A 22,923-nucleotide genomic window follows, 5' to 3' on the forward strand; every position below is an offset into this window, starting at 1 on the left:
TCTGACTTTCAGGGAGGCTGCATTCTGCCCGAGTGGACGAAGGTTCCTTTCGTTCATATGACCAGAGGCACCCAGACCTTTGCTTTTTCCTTCGATTACGTGGAGGGATAGTACAGCTTCCGCTAAAAGGGTAGTCAGAATCTACCTAATGAGCTGAGTGTCGGTTGAGGTCTGATACCGTTCTGGTTGTCCAGTATGCACGTGTATCGGGTCAAACCGAACTGCGGGATCTGGATGTGAGGTGTCTCACACCCCGGGAGGTCTGGTTAGACATAGATTCCACTTGTGTTAGCAACAGGAATCCAGTAGTGTGTGCCTTGTGAGAGATGGGTCCCGGTAAATGTGGGAGACACACATAGTTGACAATCACTTCCGGGCCGCCCTTTTGTGATTTACCCAACGACTCAAGGACGGTGTCATGTTCGATATTTGGGATCTCGTAACGTTTATCCTTTCGGTCATATCGGTATCGATCCAGTTTATCATTGCAACACTCTCAAGGAGGGGGGGTAAGACAAGTCGACGGAAATTGGGTACCCTGTTTACATCGGGTACTGTTGTTCAGTTGGTATATATCTGTTACTTTGTGAGCATTATGGAATACGGGATATTGATTAATCCCGGACTTTCGACGTTCATGTATATCTTCAATTTGCTTATGCTGTATAAGCGTAAGCAAATGAAGGTCTTGTACCAAAAGCTTCGCAGGATGTGGTATCGTATGCGTCATAAGCTTACCGGTAAGGCTTCGCTTGTCCGTTTGATTCCCAAGCGTGAGCAACTGAATTTGCAAGCAATGGCTCATGGGGCGGATACGGAGCAAGCACGTCAATATTGGATGGGGATTCTCAAGAGGGAGGGAGTAATCATCTGAACCATGAGATGAAGTAACTTCTAGAACTGAACCCGCTTGTTTCACGGTTGATTGGAACAAGAAGACAGAGCGGCCACCCTAAATAGAGAATGGTCGCTCTGTCTTTTTGGTTATAAGTAAATTTATGCATCAAGCGGCGGAATCGATAAATCCACATATATCCATATATGTGGATTTATCGGACATGTCCTGATTTATCCTTCGACTTCGTCAAAGGATAAATCGAACATGTCTGGGTGGGCGTAGTGTACATCTGTTAGCGTTTTAGGGTTAGCGCCGTTGTGGAACGAAAATGGCTGGCAACGGGGAGGTTGGTGTGGGCTTGATCTGGTCATCCGACAACCGGCGCTCGGAATCCAGGTACCTGCCGGGTCTGAAACTCCTCCTATTTGTATAATAAAGTGCGGCCCAGAATTTGGGCCGCACTTTATTTTTACGACGGGGGAAGATTTATCCTAGACGTTGCTTCAACCTGTTCAACCTCCGTTCCATTCGGGAAAGCTGCCATGCTCGCCGATTCGATCGAAGATGCGAGCGCTTTTCCTGTAGAAAGAGCTGACGAGACAGCTTCCGCTGCAATTGTTGAAGGTTGGACTCGTACCTTTCCTTGGTATTCCGATGCGGGATGGCGTAGGGAGACAACAGAGCGAGTACCATTAGTAGGATTCCACTTATTACGGGAATTTCGATACTTTGAAGCCTCACGGATGCTGTTTGATTATACACGATACCGCCAAGAAAGCCACCCATAAACCCAGTCAATCCAGTGATCGTATTAAACATTCCTGAATACGCGGGACGTTCCGATCGGGGAGTATCGATCCTGTACAAAAGGCTGAATAGTTGGATCCCTCCATGCCCAATCCCGTACAGAATATTAACCCATACAAGAAGCACCAGAGCAGGCATGACAACAAGTCCAGCAAACAGCATCCAGCCAAGTGCCATGAATACCAAGGACAAGATGAGAAGCGTTCGGGTCGGATACCGTTGGGTCAAACGTCCCCATACGTAAGAAGACGCCATATGCGCCCCTGCGAAAATCGCAAACATCACAGAAGCCCAATACGGATCAATCCCCAAAACATTGAAAGTAATAAAGCTCAGTTGAACCGAGATAAAGTGCAGGATGAACATGAAACCCGCAAGAAAAACCGTCATTTTCATAAACGGTCGGTCTGCGAATGGCTTTTGCATCATACGGAACAGACTTGTTTCCGTAGACCTTTCAAACAGGGGATTTGGATATTGCCGCAAGATGAACATACGGAAGATCATCAATGCCGCGCTAGCAATAAACAGCAAGCAGAAACCCATGGTTTCATCCATGCGGTCTAGGATGATTCCACCGGTAATAACAGCCAAGGAACCAGAGGTAAAAGCGAGCATCTGCCGGTTTCCAAAGTAGGTACCTTGTTTTCCTTCCGGCACCGCATCACTAATCAGTGACGTCCAATAGGAAATACTTACGGACATGAAGATCGTAGACAACAGAAATGAAGCCATAAATACCGGCAAGCGCAAATGATTAGGCATGATCAAAGCGATGGGTCCTGCTGCAATCAAGAAGAAAAATTCAAAAAAATCACTCAAAATGAACATGCGCTTCCGGTTTGGAAAGGTATGCATCAATCGAGGGACAAACCATTGAATCGGCTTTACAATGGATGTCATGCCGAGCACGATGGAGATATGCAAGGGATTGGCCCCGATATAAAGCAGGAAGGCAACAAGGATGGGCCCCTTAAGAAGCCAACTCCGGATAATCCCGGAAAGGATGGAGGCTTGTGTGTCAGGAGACACGGAAAATCCTTTCTCTCTTGCGAACGTGAAACACACTATCAGATGACGGGCCGGAAGGGGGATCGAAAGAGTCTATAGGGGGTCAGTGTGACTGGTTTATCAGTCTAGTGTCTTGTTTTTGTCAATCGTGTTTAGGTTCGCTTCATTGTAACGGTTCCGTTCGCGGGTGCGATTTCCCAACCATGCGGCAAGTTTAAGGGTTCCTGCCCAGAAAACAAGGAAGAGAAAGGAACTAATCGTCCCGAGTGCGACATCCCAAATAGGCAAAATCAACTCCTTACGTGTTCGGTCGTTCACACCGCTTGATATTAGTAGATGTGGGTTTTGCGTCAAGCAGAGATCACCTCTCATCATTGGATTTCAGGCCGATCAGCATGATGCTACCAGCTCGCTTCATATCGGTCCACTTTTGTTCGTGTGATCTACCTCACGTCTATGTATGGATCAAGATTTAGGTGTGAGTCAGATCACATAAGGATGGGGTACCAAGGTGGTCGATTATTCGGGTAGAGTGGTACTCACAAACCGACAACCACCCCAGAGTTAACGGACGATGGGGGGGAAGGAGCTTCATGATTGCCATTAAGATAGAGAATGGAAGGTTTATGCAGGTAGCCTTATCTGATGATGGGGCAGCATGGACCAGGATTATGCGTAAGTATGTCGGTACCACCCCCACGCGTAATAACCTTCCGGGAGATCGCGTGGAGTGGACCGGCAAGGGAGTGACTCTGATTACCGGTCGAAACCGTTCCGGTCTTACACGGGATCAGGTCAATCGCACGGAGAGGGAATGGCGCCACCGAAACTCTGTGTAAAATAGTTGGCAGTTCCTAAAACGTCCGGCCTTCAGTTTTAGTAGGAGCACAAAGGAAAGTGGTTATCTCGAAAAGGAGATAACCACTTTTTTAATGGAGAAAAGTGCGGGCCAGATAAATCCAGGGGATTTATCCGACATGTCCTGATTTATCCCCTGACTTCGTCAAAGGATAAATCGAACATGTCCAGAAAGGTTGGCGTGTGTGATTGTCTTGGTGTACCTGCATCTATAGGTTGTGGCACCATCTTTCTGTTCGTTTTGGTTTCGGAAAAGGGCGGGATCAGTTCACCTAATCAGCCATGTGTCGGTGGTGCGCTGGAAGCATTTGGTGTATTACGGATACAGGCTGTCATCCTCCTAAGGTTTCTGGGGGAGCAAAGTCTATCTAGTAAATCTGAAAGACTTTCAGCCCAAAGACCTCCTTATGGTTTAAGAGGTATGGCCAGATCAAGCTTCCATCCTACGGTATCTTGTTCATCCTTCGATAAGCGAATACGGTAAACCGTACAATCACCCGTCACCAGTAGAAGCGGGTGGGGGTGTATATTCCATGCATAGGTTACATTAGGCAATTGCAACACTCAAAAAAGGTTCGTCCCCATAACTCCCCCAAGAAAAATAGCGTGTAGGAGACGGGGAACAATAGACGGCAGGCTTGAAGGGAATACAGAAAATCAGAACAAGAGGATAGAGGGGACAAACAGCGAAAATATAAACCATGAAAGCCTCACAGGCGAGAGTATCGCTAACATAAGCCATTATACCGAGATAGAGAATAAGGGCGACTGGAATAGGCCCGAACAGGAACCAATTTCGAATAATGCTGGAAAAGATAGCGGCACGTGTGTCAGGAGACACGAAAGGTCCTTTCTCTCGTTCTGTTCATCGCGTGATGGGAACCATCCTACTACGTATAGGAGAGGCAGGCAAGTTCGCAGGTTACGAACGAGGACCGTTTACTTCCCCCTGTCTATCGTTGCTTCCTTGAAACTCTTTGGTTCGTGCGTAATCACGATCCCGGCCAAGCTCCAAGTCTTACGATTATAGCCCAAAAGGTAACCCAAAGCATTACCGCCCCCGTTCCCATGGCCACATCCCAGAATGGCACGGCATCCTCCCTCACATGGAGAGTACAGGGAAGAGACTTGACAAGGGAGGGGCTGACTGGAAGAATGGGTATTGGATCGAGAGAGGGACCCGAGGATTAAGGAGTATCGATGCACAGGGTTCGCTATTTTTATCTGCTGTCTATGGTACTGGGCATTGTGACGGTGGCTTGTGTGCCACAGGAACCGGACAAGGATCCGGCACAGGTTCCCGTTGCATGGATAAATGCCGAGGTCCAGAATGACGAAGGAACGATGTATGCCCTTCTAGCTAAGAAGTCCATTGCACTTGATCCAAAGGATGACGCGGACTTTGAATGGAGCGTTGAAACTTATCATTTGACGGAATGGAAAGTAAACGAGGGTCGTTTTTTCTATGAGATCATCTACATTGACCCTAACAATGAGTTCATTGTTGAACAGATGGAAGTGATTCAGACTAAGAAGGGATGGAAGCGAACGAAGTATACGGATTTGAACAACTTTGAATTCTATATCGCTCATCTTGAACCAGTAGTTCTCCATACTTGGGAATCACTATAGAAAATATGCAACAGCGAATGTTTCGGATAACTTCCGTATACTCCTTATACAGTTGAATAGTATAGAGAATTGCCTTTGGTGTTCAACAACCTTAACGAGTTTTGGGAAGTCCCTTCGTTAAGGTTGTTTCTCCTAGGATAAATCCAGATATGTTTATATCCGGATTTATCGGACATGTCCTGATTTATCCTCCGACAAGTCGAAAGATAAATCGAACATGTGGGAGAGCTGGGGCCTAATCTACCGCTGAACTTGGCGATTGTCTTCCCCTATTTTGATCGCTCCAGCTTCCTTCTGGCCGCAAGTCAATGGAGATTACAACGGCTGACGTTGGGGGAGGGAATAACGGTATTTCTGCTTACAGCCATTTTAGGATTGCTGGGTCGTTATCCTCCTGTAATCGATGCTGCCTTGTATCCACGGGGGCTGGTCTTATAATAGGGGGAAGAGACGTCGAGAAGAAAGGCTCCCTATGCCAAGCCACTGGATGTCCCCATTTGTGAAAGCGCAAATGGACCGGTACGAAAGTCTGGAAGCCCTTACCTTGACACGTAATAAAGCTGGCATCGTCATCCTTTCGCACATTCAGGTGAGCGAGTCAGAGCGAGGCAACGGCATCGGAACCCAGGTCATGCGAAGCCTGCTGGAGTTGGCCGATGCCCATTCCGACACCGTGGCTCTTACCCCAAGTAACCAGTTTGGCGGGAACGTGCGGCGACTGAAGAGCTGGTATCGGTCTTTCGGTTTCCGTCCGAACACGGGACGCCGTCGGGATTGTTCCACCTGGGAGACGATGATTCGCCCCCCGCGACCTTATTAAGGATGGTTGCGGCAAGTGGGAGGTTTCTTGTAAAGCGCTGGCTATGAAGCAGGGGGGGGCGAAGTGCTGACTTTTGGTGTGATCCATCTCACTATCACGAGACATGGTTGGGCTTGAATGAGTGCCCCAGATGAAGTAATGTTGTTCCTGTCAGCAAGAGCTACAAGGAAGATTAGATCAATCCTTGCCTGAGAAGAAGTACAAGAAGTGTAAGGGTCCCCCTCAAGAAGACAGGTCTGACCGGAGTGTGATAAGTAGGAGTTTAGCTACAGACAGGGGGAGGATTATAGGATAAAGTTTTCCTTGTCAATCGTCAGAAAACATCCGGAATCGTTAAGAGTAGAGAATCATAGTTAAGAAAACGGGGCGGAAGCGTCGGAACCACATTAAGTGTGAGGTGAAGGGGTGTAACAATAAGGCTGGAACAATTCCGATCAAGATCGACGGGAAGATGGTCACACCGTGTCCATCATGCCTAATGAAGTACTCCTAAGAACGGTTTAAAGGGAGAGCCCTCCACCATGGAGGGCTCTCCCTTTATGCGGAGGAATTCCAATACATAGTTAGAGAAACGATAACGCAGTGTAGCGAATTTTTCGGCATTTTCGTGCTTCCGCCGGCTCGGATAAATCCTTAAGGATTTATCCGACATGTCCTGATTTATCCCCTGCCTTCGTCAAGGGAAAAATCGAACATGTTCCGGTCGGTTGGACACCGGGTTCGTAGATTTCTTTCGGTAGATTCGTAGTTTAGAAGAGGCGGGCTATGGGAAGCGAGGGGGCCCTCACGTAATCGGCCATGTACTGCCTGTGACCTCGACCGTTCATTCCCTGCCTATACAGGTTCATGAAAAGGCTAAGCGGTCCGGTCCCTCTTATCACAAAGGAACCGGACCGCTATTCCGTTATACTAGACGGGAATGCGCTTTCTTAAACCTGCCCTTGAAGAGCGTCGATTCGCCTTTCCATGCGGGTCAAGGCATTTTCTATGCGGGTTAGGTTTCGATTGCTGCGCTTTTCCATCTTTGAGAGGAACCGCAGCAGTTTGCGTCCGTCCGCTTGCTCCTTTTCCAGACGATTGAGATGGGGAATGGCATAGTGCGCGACTCCCGTCAGGATCAGAAGCACAAGACCAGTGGTTACCGGAATACCGATGCTTTGTATCCAGATGGATTCGGTCTGATCATAGACGAATCCACCCAGAAGCCCACCGGAAAAACCAGCCATACCGGTCAGTGCGTTAAACATTCCCGAATAGGCCGGACGTTCGGTGTGTGGCGCATTGAGGCGATACAGGAGGGGAAACAGCCGCCATCCACCCAGCCCCACACCGGATACGACCTGAATCACCATAATCAGGAATAGGGCTGGAAGAACCATCAGCCCCGCAAACAGGAGCCAAACGATTGTAAGGGCAAGCAATGTCCATAGGAAAAGGGTTCGGATCGGGTGCTTTTTGGTCAATCGCCCCCAGACAGATGACGCTATCGTCTGCATGCCCACTGCGATCGCAGAGGCAATAGTGACCCAAAAGGGGTCAATGGCCAGGACACGGAGCAGAATATAGGAAAGCTGGGCGGCCGCAAAGTACATGATGAACATAAATCCCGCTAGAAAAGCGGTCATCTTCATAAATGCATGATCCGCGAGCGGTTTTCGCATCATGCGAAGGAGACTTGTTTCCATCGATTGGACAAACGGGGGATTGGGGTATTTCCGCAAGATGAACAAACGGACGACCAGCAACACGGCACTACTCAGATACAACAAACCGAATCCGATGGTTTCCCCCATCCATTCCAATACCGCGCCGCCCACGATCAAGGCAATGAATCCTGCCAAGAAGGAAACCATTTGCCGGTTACCAAAGTAAGTCCCGTGTTCTTCTCGCGGGATGACGTCTCCGATAAGAGAGGTCCAATAAGCCATACTGATGGACATACAGATGGCCGTTAGAAGATAACAAGCGATGAAGACCAGCAATTGCCAATCATCCGGCATGATCAAGGCGAGGGGACCGGCAGCAACCAGAAAAGCGAGTTCCAACATACTGCACCACGTGAACATGCGTTTCCGGTCGGTGAAACGACGCATCAAGCGAGGGACCACCCACTCAATGGGTTTGGCGAGGGACAACATACTTACTACGGTGGAGATATGGAGAGGAGAAGCGCCGATATAGAGCATGAGAGTGACCGGGATGGGTCCAAACAAGAACCAATTCCGAATGATGCTGGAGTAAATAGCGGCGCGTGTGTCAGAGGACACGAAACGTCCTTTCTCTCGTTCGTTCTTTCGCGTTGGGAACCACCTTACCAGGTTGGGAAGGAGCGTGCAAGGTGGCAGGTATGAGGTCGCTCACATATGACTGTTAAGTTTACTTATTATGGTCCTTGATTCGTTCGTATGCGCGGTTTCCCAGCCAATACGAAAGTTTCAAGCTCCTGCCCAAAAGCCGACCCAGAGCATCACCGCCCCCGTTCCCATGGCCACGTCCCAAAATGGCAAGGAATCCCGGTCGCCTGGGTCACGGCGGAAGAGCAGAAGGACGAAGGGAAGATGTGGACCCTTCTGGCGGATAAGTCTCGTGTCCTTGACCCGAAGGATAGAGCGGATCACAATTGGACACTGAATGATTACCGCCTGATCGCATGGAAGCGAACGACGTATGCGGATTTGACGAACTTTGCATTCCGTATCCGCCATCTCGACCCGGTGGTTATCCGTTCCTAACCAAAGCCCTGTTTTTTTTATTGCGTGGCAGGGAATTTCTATGGACGGTGGATACCCATAACGGAGGGCAAGTATGCCTCTTCGTTATGGGTGTCTGCACCGGATAAATCCTTGGAATTTATCCGACATGTCCTGATTGATCCCCGGACTTCGTCCAAGGATCAATCGAACATGTCTAATGGTTTCCGCTGTCAGGCTACGTTGTCTTCATCGGTAGAATCATGGTCCGAAAGAGGCGGGCTAAGGGAGGAAGGCTTTGGGCGTGCTCGGTTTTTCCGGCGGACGTATGTTTTTGGATGGAGCTTTGGTGAGAAACGTGGGGACAGGTGCCAGTTCCTCTTGAGAACTGGCACCTGTCTAGTTTTCCCTAATGGGAACCGTAGCGATGCGCCTTGAAGTGTTTCCCACAGTAGAAGCGCCCACAGCACTTATAGTTTGCGGTGGCCCCACACTTCGTACACGGTGTATGCGCCATGCTGTTCCCCCTAGAGATCGATTTCGTTAATTGGTATGAATCTACCTGACCAACCGGTCTGTGTCTACTTCCTTTGATGTGAGCTGTCTGACATCGGGGGTTTGGACAGGAAGCGGGACACTGTGTATGCTGGGTGTTGCTCGGGAAGAGTGAAGACCGGAAAGGGAGATACGATGGACCGTCAGCACATCAATAAGGATGCCAGGGACGCCCTCCGCGAGGTTTGTACGAAGCGCAAGATCAACCGTTGGCACCGTAAGGGAAGTGGGGAATGGGTGGTGTTTGAGACCCGTAACGGCACCCCGCAGGTGTTCACCAACGCGCGGGAAGTCCTGGAGTACGTGAAGCGGTTCGGTTAGTTATCAAAGGCTACGGGGGCTTTCCAACACGGGAAGGCCCCCGTGGTCTTCCCGTGTGAACAGCATCACACCTGTGGAAGTAGACAAGCAGGGATGCCTTTGCTAGTGTGGTGGCACCACGGAACGAAGGAGGCAGGAACGTGCCGAAGCAATTCCGACAGACGTATGGAAACGGTAGCGAGTTCCCCGTAATATGCGAGGATTCGCGGAGGTGGAGGGATCGGGAAAAGACGGTCGGGGAAGCCCTCCGGGAAATGCAGTATCTCGGGCGCCTCACGGACCGGAAGGGATGCCCGGTATGGAAAGTGAGCGGGAGCCTTCAGGCCGGGTGTGTCATCGTCACGCACCGGAACAAGCGGCACCGCATCGTTTACTACACACGTACCTGGCTGGAAAACCTGGGGCTTTGATCATCATCTGAAGAAATCAGTTCATTTGACGGAACATGGAGCCGGTTTCTTCGGAGATGTCATAAGAGCGGGGACGGAAAACGGTCCCCGCTCTTATTTCCTGAAGGGGAAGGAAAATGATTCGTTTGTGCCGGCATCGGATAAATCCCGATATGCCTATATCCGGATTTATCCGACATGTCCTGATTGATCCTGGCGGATAAATCGAACATGTCTGTAGGGAACCAGGTTCAGAAGGTGTGATCTTAAGGTTACGGTCGATTTTTGTGCTGCAAAAGCGCGGGCTACGAGGAGAGTGGAGCTTGCTCGGATTTTCCGAGGACCTCTTTGTTGCGCTTGTCTTTTTCCCCGTGAGTCACCTCACACCACGGGGGGGGGGGGCGGTTTCAGTTTGCATCAGAGTCCGTAACCCGGTACTGTTGTGCTTGTTCGGGGGAGACCCTTCAAGAGACATAGAGGAGAGAGAAAGTGTCCATCATATATCTTTTCAGTTATGTTGTCGGTTGGGTTGGGATCATTGGACTCTTCTTGAGCAGGTCCGAGGAAAAGAAGAAGAAGTTTACCGGGATCTGGGTCATCCTATTTTCCCAGATTTATTTTTTGTTCATCGGAATCTTCCTTATTTCTGGGTATCCTCCCGCCATCTGCGCCATTGTTAGTTGGTTTCCCATGAACGGCTTTGCAATCGTTTGGTGCTACCGTGAGTTGCGGAAATTGTACCAGATGCGGAAGCGGGCAAGGAGCGGGAAGAAGACGGTGGTGTGACGCACCTCACACCACCGTGATCTAGTGCACGAGGGTCTGGACCTGTTATAGTGGCACTGGTTCGAGAAGGAGAGCAAACCACAGCACGACCGGAACTCTAAAGCTGTTCCGGAGATAGTCAGGCATCTTCGGCATAATGAGGAAGGGAATCGGAACATGTTTTCTTTTGGCTCGTACACGTTTTGGGACTGGATCACGTTTACCATTTCCATCATCTCCGTCGGCGTTCAATGGATGATTGCCTATCTTTCGAGGAGGCCGGAGAAGTCGAGCGTTCGCAAACTGTGCACGCTCTTTTTCGTGGGCTTTCTTGTCCAATTGATGTACATCTATTACTTCGTCATTTCCACGCAGCCCGGCATGATGCTTAACCCCCTGATAACCGTCGCCATGTATCTGTCCAATCTTTTCATGGTGCTTTACAAGCGTTTGCGGAAGAAGGAAGCGATTCCGCAAACGGATGCGACTCCGATCGAGAAGACGCTTTCCCCTATCCCCGCCTCTGTTTCCGGTACATGGACATTGAAGGGAGTCACCATCACACGACCGGATGGAACGGTCATCGAGGCCCGGGAAGGGAGCTTGCAGCTTTAAATCCCTTCACGCCCCGCCACCCCCCGGAGAATCGGGGGGTGGTTTGGGTTTATTTGTATCTCGGCGGCACCGGATAAATCCAGCTATTTAAATATCCGGATTTATCCGACATGTCCTGATTTTTCCTGGCGGATAAATCGAACATGTCGGGGTTGGGGTCGTGTAAGATTTAGGGATTTCTTTATGTTGGGCATCAATCTTTTCCCAGATTGTATGATTTGACGTTGTTTAAGGGTTTTACACTTGTTTTTAGTTCGGCACAAGCGCGGGCTACGGAGAAGGGGGTAAGGGGCTTGGGTGGTCGTCCGAATGTCGGCTGTTTTCCCTCCAGGAGAGAGCGTGTCCACTGTTTCAGTGTGAGGTACCTCACACTGAAGTAACCCGACTTCAGCTTGCGCGTGAGCCTGTCACCCGGTACTGTTGTGCTTGTTCGGAGGAGATGACGACACAAGGGGGGGGGCAAAAGGATAGAGCAGTAGGCAGGTCCCGAGTCATGTCACCTCTCAATTAGATCCCTGTAAAACGGAAAAGAGGAACTATGATCGCCATTAAGATCGACCCTAATGGAAAGGTTACGCAAATTGCTGTTCCGGATAATCCAGAAGAACACGCTCGTGTAACACGTGTCTATTTGAAGGGACAACCGAGGAATTTTCGTCTTTCCAATAATCGGGTCCTGCGGAGTAGTAACAAGGGGGCCGAAAACGTCGTAGCTGGAAAGCTTGTATCAACACCTGTAAAGGGGATCGTCCTCGTTATAGGGCGTAATATGTCCGGTCTTTCACGGGATCAAATCAACAAGACGATGGGTGAACTGCGTAAAAACTGAGATTACTCGAAGCCCCCTGTGGTTAGCCTTCAACAAAAGGAAAATAAGTGTTGATTTTTCGAGGTTTTTTGACCTGCATGTGTGGGAAGATTCATTCATACGGAGGCATCACGTTTACTACACGGTGCCCGCAATGTAATCGGAATCTGCGGGATGTAATACTGGGAATTTCTTCGTGTAAGGGATGAGGTCTTTGTAGCAGATCCGATATATGCCAGGAGAGAAAGTGTTGCCTTAAACTTTCCTTTGCTTTGATATTCCAAAGAATCATAAAGGGGGAAGTCCTTCGGTAAAGGACATCCCCCTTTCCTTATGTACCCGGCATGTGCACACGCTTTAGGGTTCAAGTCCCGAACGGTGAAGGTCATTGTAGCCGTTAGCCAAAGGTAAGGGTGACTTCGGAACTCCGCGCCGCGGGTCGGATAAATCTACAAAGATTTATCCGACATGTCCCGATTTATCCTCTGACTTCGTCAAAGGATAAATCGAACATGTCTGAGTAAAGCTTGTGTTGTAGACTGCACTTTAAGTTTTATCATCTCCGATCCACCGGAACCTTAAAGTGCAGTGCCTCGGAAGTTTAATTCGAGCACCTTTCAGTCCCTCCTAACCATGGAAACTAGTAATCTATAAAAAAGCTATCAACTCTCTGAAATTTTTTCACAATGTTGCACCCATCTGTAGTATAATTATTCTATAAGGGCGCACTTATACAAACCTATTTTTGTACCTGAAATTCCTTGTCAATTGCTCGTCCAATATGGACAATTTCATCTTTACTTAACAATGGAAAAAGCAGTTTAACAGATTTAAATCATTCTATTGAAGAGAGGGATCAACCATGGCTATCTATCACTTTTCCGTTCAAATCCTTTCACGAAGTAATGGCCAATCAGCTGTTGCTTCAGCCAGTTATCGTTCTGGGGAAAAGCTGATCGATGATCAGACTGGGGAACCTAAATTTTACAAACGAACGGTTAAGCCAGAGACGATGATTATTGCACCACCAAACGCACCAGAATGGGTGTATGATCGCAATCGTCTATGGAATGCCGTGGAGCAAGTGGAGACGAGAAAAAATTCTCAATTGGCTAGAGAAATCAATATTGCCCTTCCAGTTGAATTATCGAACCTTCAACAACGGAACTTAATTCAAACCTATGTGCAAACGACTTTTATTGATATAGGTATGATTGCAGATATTGCCATTCATCGTGATGATGAGAAGAATCCGCATGTGCATGTGATGTTGCCGACACGAGAGATTTCAAAAGCAGGTTTTACGGTGAAAAACCGGGAGTGGAACGATCGAAGGTTACTGAAATGGTGGCGTCAACAATGGGCGGAACATGTCAATCGAGTCCTTGAGGAAGCAGACTTTGAGAAACGAATCACCCATCTCTCTCACGAGGCCCGTAGACTTAAGCTATTGCCAACCATTCATCTCGGTCATGTTGCCCATGCGATGGAAAAAAAGGGTATGGTAAGCGAGCGGGGTCAGATCAATCGTGAACGTCTGGCCTATAATGAGCTTGTGCTCGCGTTAGAGGCGGATCAGGAGGATAAAGAGGTGAAAAAAGTAAAAAGATAAAGTGATTTATCTTAAAGGTTCTATACTGATTTTTATAAAGTCACGGTAACAATAGTATCCGATTTATAATTTGAGTTAATCCCTTGCAAATTCAATTATTCGTGCTTTCATATGGAAGATATGATATAAATTGCATGAGATTAAAGAAAGTACTTAAATCTGTTTATTGCAAATTAGAATTAGCCGATTCATATATTATCAAAGGGAAAAATATTACATTTATTTTTGACTGAAAGCAATTTGTAATCCAATAAGTACAAGTAGTAAACCTTTAAATAGGTTCATTCTTTTTGCTAGAAAGGGTTTACTCAATAATAAATGTCGTACTTTTTCTGAAAATACACTAATTATTATGAAAATAAATAAAGCTTGAACCAAAAAAATGGTTCCTAAAATAAACATTTGTATCGAAATATTAATATTTGACTTAACTACAAATTGAGGAAGTAAAGCTAAAAAGAATATTGATACTTTTGGGTTTAAAATATTCATCAAAATTCCTTTTCTATATAATGATTTATAATTTAAAGATTTCTGATTACCATTTATTAAAACAGACTCATTTTCCTTAAATGACTGCCAAGCCAAAAATAATAAATACGCTGCTCCAGTATATTTTACTAACGAAAAAGCTAATGTTGATTGATAAACCATTGCCGAAATCCCAATTGTTGCAGCTGTTATATGTACGATTAATCCTGTACAAAGCCCTAATGCAGTTGCTATTCCTGCCTTTTTATTTTGTGAAATACTTTGAACAATTACGAACAAATTGTCTGGACCAGGCATTAAAGTAAGAAATATCGCTACTCCTAAAAATGATAGTATAACGATAGTCTCCAATTTTTAAACCTCCCACAATCGGTATTAATATAATTAATTTCAATCTTAATAAAGAGTATCGTTGAACTCATCAGTGTAACAGTTAAGATTAGTTATATACCTGATTTGAATAAAATGGGGATTGTTATGGAATCTCCAGTTTGCTGCTACTAAACCTGTATATTTTCTATAGTTTTTTAGCTTTCGCAGCCCATTGGAAACATAACATTTGCCCAACAATGACTCCAATGACCGTACTAAATTTCACATACCAATACATTTACCTATAGATCTGGATTAGACTTTTCCCCAATTTCACCATAAGGAAGACGAAGCCATGAACCATTAAGTATGTTCAAAGCTTGGTCCATGGTAACACCTTCATCTTCAAATGGTAAACTACCAACTAAAAAAGTTTTTCCTTCTACCATTCATATTCCCACCTTTATTTTCGTACCATTCTTAGGAACACGTAACATGATTGGATTTTGTATAATAATAAACAGGCAATTATTCGATAAGTCGGTTAATCTAAAATAGGGAATCATCGAAGATTAGTCGCTTAAAAACCTTTATATGTAAAAGAGGGAATTCATACACCTTTTTGGAAAGATAGAGTAGGTATCAAATGATTTCATTGTCATCGAAACATACCTAAATCAAGTTTAGAGGGAGGTTACCCCTTCCTCCAACTGGTCAACGAGTTGCTCAGCCTTGCGTTGGTTAAAACTGAAAAATGCTTGTCTCACACCATCCGCGAGCCCCGCATAGCGATCGAAGGGTTTCGTGTCGTCGAACTCCAAATCTGGCAAATATCGGAGAGCTGTTTGCAAGGCAATACGCATTTCTAGTCGAGCCAACTGGGCACCAATGCAATAGTGGATCCCGGATCCAAACGTTAGATGATGGTTTGGGGACCTAGAGATATCGAAGACATCAGGATGGGAAGCATTTGTATTACCACCATTAATCATTTCATCGCGATTGGCCGCACTTAACCATAAGTTTATCGGGGTCATAGCGGGAATCGTTAGACCACTATCTAAAACAACATCTTTAATCGCAAGTGATGGAGCTGCTGCAAATGATGTGCAAAAACGAAGAACTTCCTCTCCTGCCTTGTGGAACCAATCTGCATCATCTAACCTCGCTCGTGATTCATCGAGGAGGCCGAATTCGGCCAGTAAGCAGAAGAAATTGGTGATGTTTACCCCGGTCGAGTCAGTGCCAGCTGAAAATGACCCCCAAATGTAGCCCAGAAGTTCGAGATCTGTAATTTTCTTTTCTTTCCATGCAACAATAAGTACGTCGAGCAATTCGTCTTGTGGGTGTTGTTCGCGATCGAGAATCACCTCCCAGAAGTAGTCCTCGATCTCCTGTGGTTCACGGTTAACCTGCTCAAAGCTAGGGGTTTGTGCAAACGCCTCCAGATGTTTACGCATCCATTCCTCACGTTCCATTGGAAGGCCCACAAGCGAGCATATTGTTCGAATCGACAGACGATATGCCAGTTCCGTAGCTAAATTAAACTCCCCTGTTCCTTTTTCAATGATTGCACGGATTAGAGCTCTCGTATTCTCTTGGACCTTTGATTCCATCGTTTTAACTGCCTTCAGTCGGAACCATGGCTCGATAATGCTGCGTAGCATGTCATGACGACCAGGTGTACCGTCCGCCTTCTTCCTTCCAGTTGACCACATGAAGTGAAAAACGAGGTGAACTCTCTGATCCTTGGGTGCCCAGAACGATCGATCTTGGGAAAACTCGTTCTCTTTATCATCCATCATCGCTCGTTGGACGTCTGTATAGCTACGTAAATGTGCGACACCATTCTCAATGAATGCTTGCCCAGGAGTGCGAAAACGAAGATCTCTTGGAAAATCGGATGGTTTCATGGAAATTTATCTCCTCTCTGGTAAGATGGTGATTGTATTGTACCTGTTTCTATATTAAATTACTTCTACTGTTGTACCTTCAGTCTAAATCAAGCGGCCATTGTTTCTTATATTCAGAAATCATCTCAAAATCTCCTCGATAACGGTTAATTCTTTTCCTACTACAAGGGGATTTTTAATCCTTAAAATCATTAAATATTAATAAAATTTGCCTCGATAGAATTACAGTCTTCATTTCTTGAGATATCTTATGTATTAATCTCTATATCTCTCTTAAGTTGACAATGCCCTTCAACGAATGTTATTCACATCCTTGAATGCTTCTTCCATATCCCTTTGTGCTGCTTCTGTAATATCAATTCTCTCTTGCAAAAATTCATCAAAGGGAAACCCGCCGGTACCATGCGAGACAGCATTATCTTGTTTTCGAATATATCGTGTCACCAGTCCCTGATGAACATATCGATAATACTTAAGCATTTTGAAAATTTCCTTTAAATACTCTATCTCATCATCATTGTTTTTGTGGGTTAAGTAGTTTTTTACAAACTGTTTCTTTAATGAATCGTTTTTCATAGAATGTTGTATTTTTAATTGCTCGCTTGGCTCTAAATATGGAAGTAACTCATAGGTTGTTGCAAAATAATTATCATCAGCGGTTCCTACAATAATATCTAAAAGAATAATATTAGCGATATGAACACCACTTGGGGCATTGTAATCTTGGCCATTCATGGTTATTGGAAAAAAATAATCTCTAAATAAACTGATAAAATACTTCGGATCCACCTTTTGATGAACAGCTTTATTTTCTTTTCTTAAAACCTTTAAACATTCAATGATGTCTTGAAGATAGGCGATTCTTGTTTCTTTGTCGTACTCATAATTCTGTAAAGCAAATGCTTTTTCGGCTGCCGGCTTAATCGCGTCATCGGAAACTTTATGTTGTTGGATAAAACCTACTTCACTTTCATCACCTGAGAACGTTCTTAAAGCTTCAGAAGGATTATAAGTAACATAAGAAGCATAAGTATCACGCGGTACCACTCCAGTAACAAGGGACAGCAGTTCTAATTTATCAATAATTGAAGAGACTTCGCTTTGTGGCACGTTAGCTTTCAAACAACTCACAAGGTAAATTCCTAAATCACCCATTACTGTTATTTTTACGCTATAAGGTTCATTGTAAGCAATGTGTTCAACCATTTTCATTTCTGGGAGAAAATTCTCACCCTTTCTGATATCCTCAACTTCATTACGGAGATTATGTTCAGGTAAATCGTTAACCACATACTCACTAAATTTTTCTAAAGGGAAGATTGAATCAATGGACGAATTTTGCCTTGATTTTAGTTCAACCATACAAAACACCCCTTCACATGATTAATATTTATTGCATGTTACCATATTTAAGCAAATTAAAAACCTGACATTTGTCATCAAAAAAAATGACAAACATAACTACAAGAACTGAGCAAAAATGAGGTAAACTTGCCAACAAAGGAAAGTTTGACTGAGGTTCACTAGAGTAAAGATTTTGCTTGGACCACTGAGATCATTGGCTTAAATCAGCTTATAATCGTTACTTTATATGTCATATTTCCCCTATTTACGATTCGTATTGTAGTAAGCCCATCATCGATGGGCTTGATCCTTTTATTTACGTATAGATACACAATTAATCCGAGAATTTGCCAGTTTTGAGCAATACTCTCTTACACTCCATAGGTATATAACAGGGTGAGTAACCACGGAATAACAAAAGGTACCATAAAGGAGAGTCAGTAGGTTGCGATATCACTTATTTCCATTATTAATTCCTAAAGACGGGATTAAGTATGAGTTGAAGACAACGATGGATGCTAAGATTTTATACTTTAAGGATGAAACAGCCTGGGTTACGATGTTAAATTCTTTAGATCGTCCTTGGTATAGAAGATTGGTGAAACAAGAGTGGATAAGTTGGGAAATTGTGGCCACGAAAGATACGATTCGATATTTTGTTTGGGTTCCTGATGCTCATATTGGACAAGCGTTTAAAAGCAAATATTATGCGGAACATCCGGAAATTGAAATTATCGAAGTGAAAGATCGTAACATTGATTTTTCCCGTCCCCATGCAGGAACCAAGATATATACAGATAGTCATTGGACGGTCCCGATTAAGACATATCATAATGAAGTGGTCGATACACAAGCTGAGATGATTGAGTTTCTTGATGGACTCATAGAAGACCAAGAAATCCATATGCAATTCCTTGTCCAACCTGCTTATCGGACGGAAAAAAGTTTTAGAGGAATTATCAGACAGCTTCATAAAGAGGGAGTTATGGATGAAACACTTCAGAAGGATAATGATTTGTATTTCACAGCTATTGAGGGAAAGTCAACGAGAAAACTGTCAAGACTAGGGGTACGTATGTTGGCATTTGGTAGAAATACCAAGGATGCTAAAGTTTTGATAAAAAATGTGAAAGGTTCTATTGGGACATTTTCCAGTGGACGATTGAATCAATTTAAAGGACGTGAGTGGTGGTGGTTTCGGACTAATCGTTCTCTATTTCGTTGGGAGTTTAAGAATCGCATTTATCCGATAGAGCGCATGAAAAATCGAGTCATTCTTGGGACAGAAGAAATGGCTGCCATAATGCGATTACCCAGTGAACGTGTTCGAAATAGTAAACTGAACCGGCTTAAAATGCGCTCGACTCCTTTACCCAAGGAATTTAAACATTCAAAGTTGGATTCAGCATTAAGCATTTCATTAGGTGAACATAAGTATCATGGTCAGAAGACCGATGTTATGTTTAATTTAGAAAACCTTCGATACCATGCAGCCTTTATTGGCATGTCAGGCATGGGGAAGTCGACTGCCATGTTTAATTTGGTTGAAGGATTGATCAATCTTGATGGTGTCGGAACGACCATTGGGGGAACCGTGATTGATCCACATGGTGATCTATGTCAGGACATTGCCGCACGTATCCCTCCAGAAAAACAGCATCTTGTACGGTACATCAAGTTTTCAGAAGGTAAATTACCATTCAATGTTTATGATGTGGATTTTGAATCTACGGAGGATAAGATTGCTCAAACTGTCGTAGATGTACTAAAACGTACGTGGAAAGAATTTTGGGGTCCGAATATCGACGATAATTTTTTGAATGGTGGAATTGCTTTACAGCGTATAGGGGAAGCAAATTTACCGAATTTACAACGTCTTTTAAGTGATTCTGATTATCGAGAATACGTCCTTGAAAGGCTCAATCGAGAAGATCCGGTCGAAAATGATTTATATTTGTTTTTTTCAAATTTACAAGGTCTTCATGATCGTGATTTTCATATAAAAACCAATTCAACATTGAATAAATTGCGAAAGATGACGTTATCTGGCGTACTGGGAGATATGCTCCGAGCTAAAACGAATGGACTTTTGTTCCGTGAAAATATGGATCAAGGGCGTATTACATTGCTTGATCTTTCTGAACTAACGAGCGATGAAAAAAAACTTGTAGGCTCGATGTGCTTAACATTTGCTGAACTTGCTGGGAAGAGTAGAGCTAACACCCCTCCATCTGAGAGGGATAAACTCCCCTATCATTTCGTAATCGTTGATGAGGCGCCCAGTTTAATGGAACACAGTAAGGATGCCATTGAATCTTTTGCATCGGAGCTACGAAAATATAAGACCTCCATTATTCTTGGGATGCAGGGGATCAAAGGGCAAGTGCCTTCTGAAGTTGCTCATGCAATCTTTCGGAACTTTGGAACCTTTGTCTCGTATCGACTAGGTAATCCAGACGATGCTCTTACAGTTCATAAATCTATGCCATCTGAAATTTTAACCGAACAAGACTACTTGAATATTGAACCGTTTTACAGTTATATCAGAATGCAAATTGGGAATGAACGTACGCGTCCTTTCTTACTAAAAATGAAAAAACCTGGTCCTGCCAAGTATAATTATACAATTCTAGCCCTCAAAAAGCGTACCATTGATAAAGCGATGGAAGTTGAGAATCATGCGATGGCTGCATCTTTTTCAAATGATGTTGAAACGTCTGATAATTTATTAATCGCATTTGATCCTGAGGAAGAACCTTTAAATGTGGAAGAATCTGACTCGGAATATGGAAGTAGCGATGAGAAAAAGAAAGTCAGCATTGAGGATGCACTGTTCTGATTGGAAGGGGGATTAGATGCCGAAAAAAATTAGCAGTCGAGAGGAAGCGTTATTTGAGACATTACATGATTTAGTTTTTGTGGATTATCCATTCTTAGAAAAATATATATTCTTAAATTCCGATGGGACGCCACAACACCAAAACACCATACGAAGAGCCTTGAAATCGTTAGAGAATGAAGGGTATATTAAATCCTTTCCTGTTCCTAAAGCACATGTGAGAGGTGCAGATCGTCTTGCTTATTCGTTAGATACACAAGGTATCCAAGAAGCGAGTGAAATTTTAGGAGGGGCTGATTGGGATAAAAGATGGACACAAAGAACCCCAACTTATATTTACCATTCCATACAAATCGCTTACATTCTTATGATTTATAAAACAAACATCCATCATGCGAAAGAATTGGAGTTTGTCGATTATTTTTCTGAACGAAGAGCCTTTCGTAATTACGGTGAATGGAGTAAGGATAAGTATGGGAAAAAACGTCAGTCACCTGCTACAGTCATCAGACCTGATGGTGCATTTGTACTGAAACGATTAGTAAAAGAGAAAGAATTTAAGTTCTTATACTTTGTTGAAATGGAGCGTAGCCGGCAAAGAATTGAAAACACGTTAGAAAAAATGTTCCGTTATAACCAATATGTTTTAAAAAAGGCATATAAAGAGGATTTTGTTTTTGGGGATATCGATGTGGTCAGGGTATTATTCGTATCGAATAAAGAAACGGAGCGAGACCGCTTGTTGTTTCATTCAAAAAAAGCTGACACAAAAGCAATTGAAAAAATACAGGGTACCTTGTTTTTTGCGTCCTATGATGATGTAATGGCCAACCCTTATGGAGCCATTTGGAAAGCCAATAACTCAGAAGATCAAGGTCAATTCTATCATTTAACCCAAAAAATCGAGGTGTAAAGGATAGTTCATCATAAATTTGGATTGATTCTTTTCTAGTAAAGAGGTGAGGAAAATGAGTTACAAAATAAAGCGTGGTTCTCCAGAAAGAACAACGAGTGGAATGTTTTCTAATTTTCTAAAACGGTTTATGGTTTCAATTATCATTCTAACAATCATGTTATTAACAGCGGGGATTTTATTATGGATGGCATACAGCATTTTTCCGTTATTCGCTGAAGCTGTGGATAGTGTTATTCGTTGGATAAATGAACTCTACAAAGAACATGGTATTTGGACAACTATTGGTATTATTCTTTTTATTCTTGTTGCGATTTGGGCCCTTGGCGAAGAAGTTCAGCGGAGTGAACATAGACGAGAAATGTTGCGACACATGAAGTAAGGAGGAAAAGCATGAAAAAACGTAAGTATCCCCAGACGGTATTGCGTAAGAAAGTAATAAAGGGTCTATTTTGGACGGGATTTACACTCGTTTTGTGCTTGTCTATAGTCGCGATTGTCCAAACAGGAAATGCTGGAGTCGATGCCCATGTTCAAAAACCTGAACCAAAAGAAGAGAAAGAAGATAATCTAGCTGCAAGTGTCGGTGCTCAGACATTTGCCGAGAATTTTGCATCTCATTACTTCTACTGGAAAAACACGGAAGAATTTATGAAAATACGCGCAAAACGTTTGGAACCTTTTTTGGCGACAGGTTTAGAGGAACAGGCCGGATTGGTATTTGAGGGAATGAAGTGGAACAGCAAATTAGCATCTTCACAAATTTGGAAAGTTGAAGAGACTGGTTCGGATACCGCTGAAATCACGCTTCGAATAAAGCAAGCCTTGTTCAGGACAATCCAACCGGATAAAAAAGCGATTACGGCAGCTAAAAAAGCCAAAAAGAAGCCTCCTAAGCCAAAAGTGAAAAAAGCAGGACCATATGAAAGATACTTTGTAGTTCCGGTGAAAACGGATGGTGAATCTTTTGTCGTTCATAAAATTCCTCACTATGTCACAGCACCAGAAAAGCCAGATATCACGGTTGGAACGGAAATCGATGAAGAGGAAATCGTAAGTGATCCTCAACTTCAAAAACAAATCACAACATTTTTAAACACATTCTTTAAAGTGTATACGACTGGAACACAAGATGAATTGTATTATTACTTCAATGGAGACTCGATACAAAGTATGAAAGAGATTCTTACTTTCAAGGAAGTGAAGGAAGTGATTCTTAAAGAAGGGGAAGGGACAGCCAATTACACGGTATTCACCACCGTTGTATACACGGAATTTCAATCGAAAGCCCAGGTTGTATATCCATATGAAATGAACATTGTCCAAGAAGAAGGTCGTTGGTTTGTGAAGTCTATCAAGATACGATAAGTCAAATTTAGGAGGATAAGA

22 protein-coding genes are annotated in these 22,923 nt (G+C 44.2%); 14 read left to right on the forward strand and 8 right to left on the reverse strand.

Annotation, left to right across the window (positions count from 1 at the left end; genetic code table 11):
• Positions 1–418: 418 nt before the first annotated feature.
• Positions 419–874: a hypothetical protein gene (locus KOL94_RS20945; RefSeq protein WP_221568641.1), complete on the forward strand. Its 456-nt coding sequence runs from the start codon at positions 419–421 to the stop codon at positions 872–874.
• Here the strand turns inward: KOL94_RS20945 and KOL94_RS20950 are convergent.
• From KOL94_RS20950 to KOL94_RS20960, 3 genes are all read right to left on the reverse strand, one after another.
• Positions 867–1,031: a hypothetical protein gene (locus KOL94_RS20950; RefSeq protein WP_221568642.1), complete on the reverse strand. Its 165-nt coding sequence runs from the start codon at positions 1,029–1,031 to the stop codon at positions 867–869. The genes KOL94_RS20945 and KOL94_RS20950 overlap by 8 nt on opposite strands.
• A gap of 293 nt (positions 1,032–1,324) precedes the next feature.
• Positions 1,325–2,677, reverse strand: a complete 1,353-nt coding sequence (locus tag KOL94_RS25690) for an MFS transporter (RefSeq protein ID WP_221568643.1) — start codon at positions 2,675–2,677, stop codon at positions 1,325–1,327.
• 99 nt (positions 2,678–2,776) lie between these two features.
• Positions 2,777–3,028 (reverse strand): hypothetical protein, encoded by a 252-nt coding sequence (locus KOL94_RS20960; protein WP_221568644.1) that lies wholly within the window; start codon positions 3,026–3,028, stop codon positions 2,777–2,779.
• Positions 3,029–3,677: 649 nt separating this feature from the next.
• Between KOL94_RS20960 and KOL94_RS20965 the strand changes: the two genes are divergently transcribed.
• Positions 3,678–3,998, forward strand: coding sequence for a hypothetical protein (locus KOL94_RS20965; RefSeq protein ID WP_221568645.1), 321 nt, complete (start codon positions 3,678–3,680; stop codon positions 3,996–3,998).
• A 716-nt stretch (positions 3,999–4,714) separates the two neighbouring features.
• Complete coding sequence (locus KOL94_RS20970; protein ID WP_221568646.1) at positions 4,715–5,146, forward strand: hypothetical protein; 432 nt, start codon at positions 4,715–4,717, stop codon at positions 5,144–5,146.
• A 1,749-nt stretch (positions 5,147–6,895) separates the two neighbouring features.
• On the opposite strand, the gene KOL94_RS20975 is transcribed toward KOL94_RS20970, so the two are convergent.
• On the reverse strand, positions 6,896–8,152 hold the full coding sequence (locus KOL94_RS20975; RefSeq protein ID WP_221568647.1) for an MFS transporter: 1,257 nt from the start codon (positions 8,150–8,152) through the stop codon (positions 6,896–6,898).
• Between the two features lie 372 nt (positions 8,153–8,524).
• Between KOL94_RS20975 and KOL94_RS20980 the strand changes: the two genes are divergently transcribed.
• The 7 genes from KOL94_RS20980 (at position 8,525) to mobQ (ending at position 13,721) form a co-directional block, all read left to right on the forward strand.
• A complete protein-coding gene (locus KOL94_RS20980) occupies positions 8,525–8,698 on the forward strand; it encodes a hypothetical protein (protein WP_221568648.1) in 174 nt (57 codons plus the stop codon).
• A gap of 648 nt (positions 8,699–9,346) precedes the next feature.
• Complete coding sequence (locus KOL94_RS20985; protein ID WP_221568649.1) at positions 9,347–9,532, forward strand: hypothetical protein; 186 nt, start codon at positions 9,347–9,349, stop codon at positions 9,530–9,532.
• A gap of 330 nt (positions 9,533–9,862) precedes the next feature.
• The gene (locus KOL94_RS20990) at positions 9,863–10,132 is read left to right on the forward strand and encodes a hypothetical protein (protein ID WP_221568650.1); all 270 of its coding nucleotides are present in this window, start codon (positions 9,863–9,865) and stop codon (positions 10,130–10,132) included.
• 278 nt (positions 10,133–10,410) lie between these two features.
• The gene (locus tag KOL94_RS20995) at positions 10,411–10,707 is read left to right on the forward strand and encodes a hypothetical protein (protein WP_221568651.1); all 297 of its coding nucleotides are present in this window, start codon (positions 10,411–10,413) and stop codon (positions 10,705–10,707) included.
• 156 nt (positions 10,708–10,863) lie between these two features.
• Positions 10,864–11,301 carry a hypothetical protein gene (locus tag KOL94_RS21000; RefSeq protein ID WP_221568652.1) on the forward strand — a complete coding sequence of 146 codons (438 nt, stop codon included), beginning with the start codon at positions 10,864–10,866 and terminating at the stop codon, positions 11,299–11,301.
• A gap of 538 nt (positions 11,302–11,839) precedes the next feature.
• Positions 11,840–12,130, forward strand: a complete 291-nt coding sequence (locus KOL94_RS21005; RefSeq protein WP_221568653.1) for a hypothetical protein — start codon at positions 11,840–11,842, stop codon at positions 12,128–12,130.
• An 841-nt stretch (positions 12,131–12,971) separates the two neighbouring features.
• The gene (gene mobQ / locus KOL94_RS21010; RefSeq protein WP_221568654.1) at positions 12,972–13,721 is read left to right on the forward strand and encodes a MobQ family relaxase; all 750 of its coding nucleotides are present in this window, start codon (positions 12,972–12,974) and stop codon (positions 13,719–13,721) included.
• Between the two features lie 219 nt (positions 13,722–13,940).
• On the opposite strand, the gene KOL94_RS21015 is transcribed toward mobQ, so the two are convergent.
• From KOL94_RS21015 to KOL94_RS21030, 4 genes are all read right to left on the reverse strand, one after another.
• Positions 13,941–14,564: a LysE family translocator gene (locus KOL94_RS21015; protein WP_221568655.1), complete on the reverse strand. Its 624-nt coding sequence runs from the start codon at positions 14,562–14,564 to the stop codon at positions 13,941–13,943.
• Between the two features lie 263 nt (positions 14,565–14,827).
• Positions 14,828–14,974: a hypothetical protein gene (locus KOL94_RS21020; protein ID WP_221568656.1), complete on the reverse strand. Its 147-nt coding sequence runs from the start codon at positions 14,972–14,974 to the stop codon at positions 14,828–14,830.
• Between the two features lie 234 nt (positions 14,975–15,208).
• Positions 15,209–16,438, reverse strand: coding sequence for a cytochrome P450 (locus KOL94_RS21025; RefSeq protein ID WP_221568657.1), 1,230 nt, complete (start codon positions 16,436–16,438; stop codon positions 15,209–15,211).
• A gap of 291 nt (positions 16,439–16,729) precedes the next feature.
• The gene (locus KOL94_RS21030; protein ID WP_221568658.1) at positions 16,730–17,800 is read right to left on the reverse strand and encodes a monodechloroaminopyrrolnitrin synthase PrnB family protein; all 1,071 of its coding nucleotides are present in this window, start codon (positions 17,798–17,800) and stop codon (positions 16,730–16,732) included.
• Positions 17,801–18,227: 427 nt separating this feature from the next.
• Between KOL94_RS21030 and KOL94_RS21035 the strand changes: the two genes are divergently transcribed.
• From KOL94_RS21035 to KOL94_RS21050, 4 genes are read left to right on the forward strand one after another with little or no spacing between them, the layout of a single operon-like run.
• Positions 18,228–20,621, forward strand: coding sequence for an ATP-binding protein (locus KOL94_RS21035; protein WP_221568659.1), 2,394 nt, complete (start codon positions 18,228–18,230; stop codon positions 20,619–20,621).
• Positions 20,622–20,637: 16 nt separating this feature from the next.
• Positions 20,638–21,534, forward strand: a complete 897-nt coding sequence (locus tag KOL94_RS21040) for a replication-relaxation family protein (RefSeq protein WP_221568660.1) — start codon at positions 20,638–20,640, stop codon at positions 21,532–21,534.
• A 55-nt stretch (positions 21,535–21,589) separates the two neighbouring features.
• Positions 21,590–21,916 (forward strand): hypothetical protein, encoded by a 327-nt coding sequence (locus KOL94_RS21045; RefSeq protein WP_221568661.1) that lies wholly within the window; start codon positions 21,590–21,592, stop codon positions 21,914–21,916.
• A gap of 11 nt (positions 21,917–21,927) precedes the next feature.
• Positions 21,928–22,902: a conjugal transfer protein gene (locus KOL94_RS21050; RefSeq protein WP_221568662.1), complete on the forward strand. Its 975-nt coding sequence runs from the start codon at positions 21,928–21,930 to the stop codon at positions 22,900–22,902.
• Positions 22,903–22,923: the final 21 nt, after the last annotated feature.

Origin of the sequence: Alkalihalobacillus sp. TS-13 (assembly GCF_019720915.1) — a bacterium.
Lineage (GTDB): Bacteria > Bacillota > Bacilli > Bacillales > Fictibacillaceae > Pseudalkalibacillus.

Excerpts from the sequence above, each read along its gene's own strand:
- KOL94_RS20945 (WP_221568641.1), top strand. The coding sequence starts at position 419 with ATGTTCGATATTTGGGATCTCGTAACGTTTATCCTTTCGGTCATATCG.
- KOL94_RS20950 (WP_221568642.1), bottom strand. The coding sequence starts at position 1,031 with ATGTGGATTTATCGATTCCGCCGCTTGATGCATAAATTTACTTATAAC.
- KOL94_RS20960 (WP_221568644.1), bottom strand. The coding sequence starts at position 3,028 with ATGAGAGGTGATCTCTGCTTGACGCAAAACCCACATCTACTAATATCA.
- KOL94_RS20965 (WP_221568645.1), top strand. The coding sequence starts at position 3,678 with ATGTCCAGAAAGGTTGGCGTGTGTGATTGTCTTGGTGTACCTGCATCT.
- KOL94_RS20970 (WP_221568646.1), top strand. The coding sequence starts at position 4,715 with ATGCACAGGGTTCGCTATTTTTATCTGCTGTCTATGGTACTGGGCATT.
- KOL94_RS20975 (WP_221568647.1), bottom strand. The coding sequence starts at position 8,152 with ATGCTCTATATCGGCGCTTCTCCTCTCCATATCTCCACCGTAGTAAGT.
- KOL94_RS20980 (WP_221568648.1), top strand. The coding sequence starts at position 8,525 with ATGTGGACCCTTCTGGCGGATAAGTCTCGTGTCCTTGACCCGAAGGAT.
- KOL94_RS20985 (WP_221568649.1), top strand. The coding sequence starts at position 9,347 with ATGGACCGTCAGCACATCAATAAGGATGCCAGGGACGCCCTCCGCGAG.
- KOL94_RS21000 (WP_221568652.1), top strand. The coding sequence starts at position 10,864 with ATGTTTTCTTTTGGCTCGTACACGTTTTGGGACTGGATCACGTTTACC.
- KOL94_RS21005 (WP_221568653.1), top strand. The coding sequence starts at position 11,840 with ATGATCGCCATTAAGATCGACCCTAATGGAAAGGTTACGCAAATTGCT.
- mobQ (WP_221568654.1), top strand. The coding sequence starts at position 12,972 with ATGGCTATCTATCACTTTTCCGTTCAAATCCTTTCACGAAGTAATGGC.
- KOL94_RS21020 (WP_221568656.1), bottom strand. The coding sequence starts at position 14,974 with ATGGTAGAAGGAAAAACTTTTTTAGTTGGTAGTTTACCATTTGAAGAT.
- KOL94_RS21025 (WP_221568657.1), bottom strand. The coding sequence starts at position 16,438 with ATGAAACCATCCGATTTTCCAAGAGATCTTCGTTTTCGCACTCCTGGG.
- KOL94_RS21030 (WP_221568658.1), bottom strand. The coding sequence starts at position 17,800 with ATGGTTGAACTAAAATCAAGGCAAAATTCGTCCATTGATTCAATCTTC.
- KOL94_RS21040 (WP_221568660.1), top strand. The coding sequence starts at position 20,638 with ATGCCGAAAAAAATTAGCAGTCGAGAGGAAGCGTTATTTGAGACATTA.
- KOL94_RS21045 (WP_221568661.1), top strand. The coding sequence starts at position 21,590 with ATGAGTTACAAAATAAAGCGTGGTTCTCCAGAAAGAACAACGAGTGGA.
- KOL94_RS21050 (WP_221568662.1), top strand. The coding sequence starts at position 21,928 with ATGAAAAAACGTAAGTATCCCCAGACGGTATTGCGTAAGAAAGTAATA.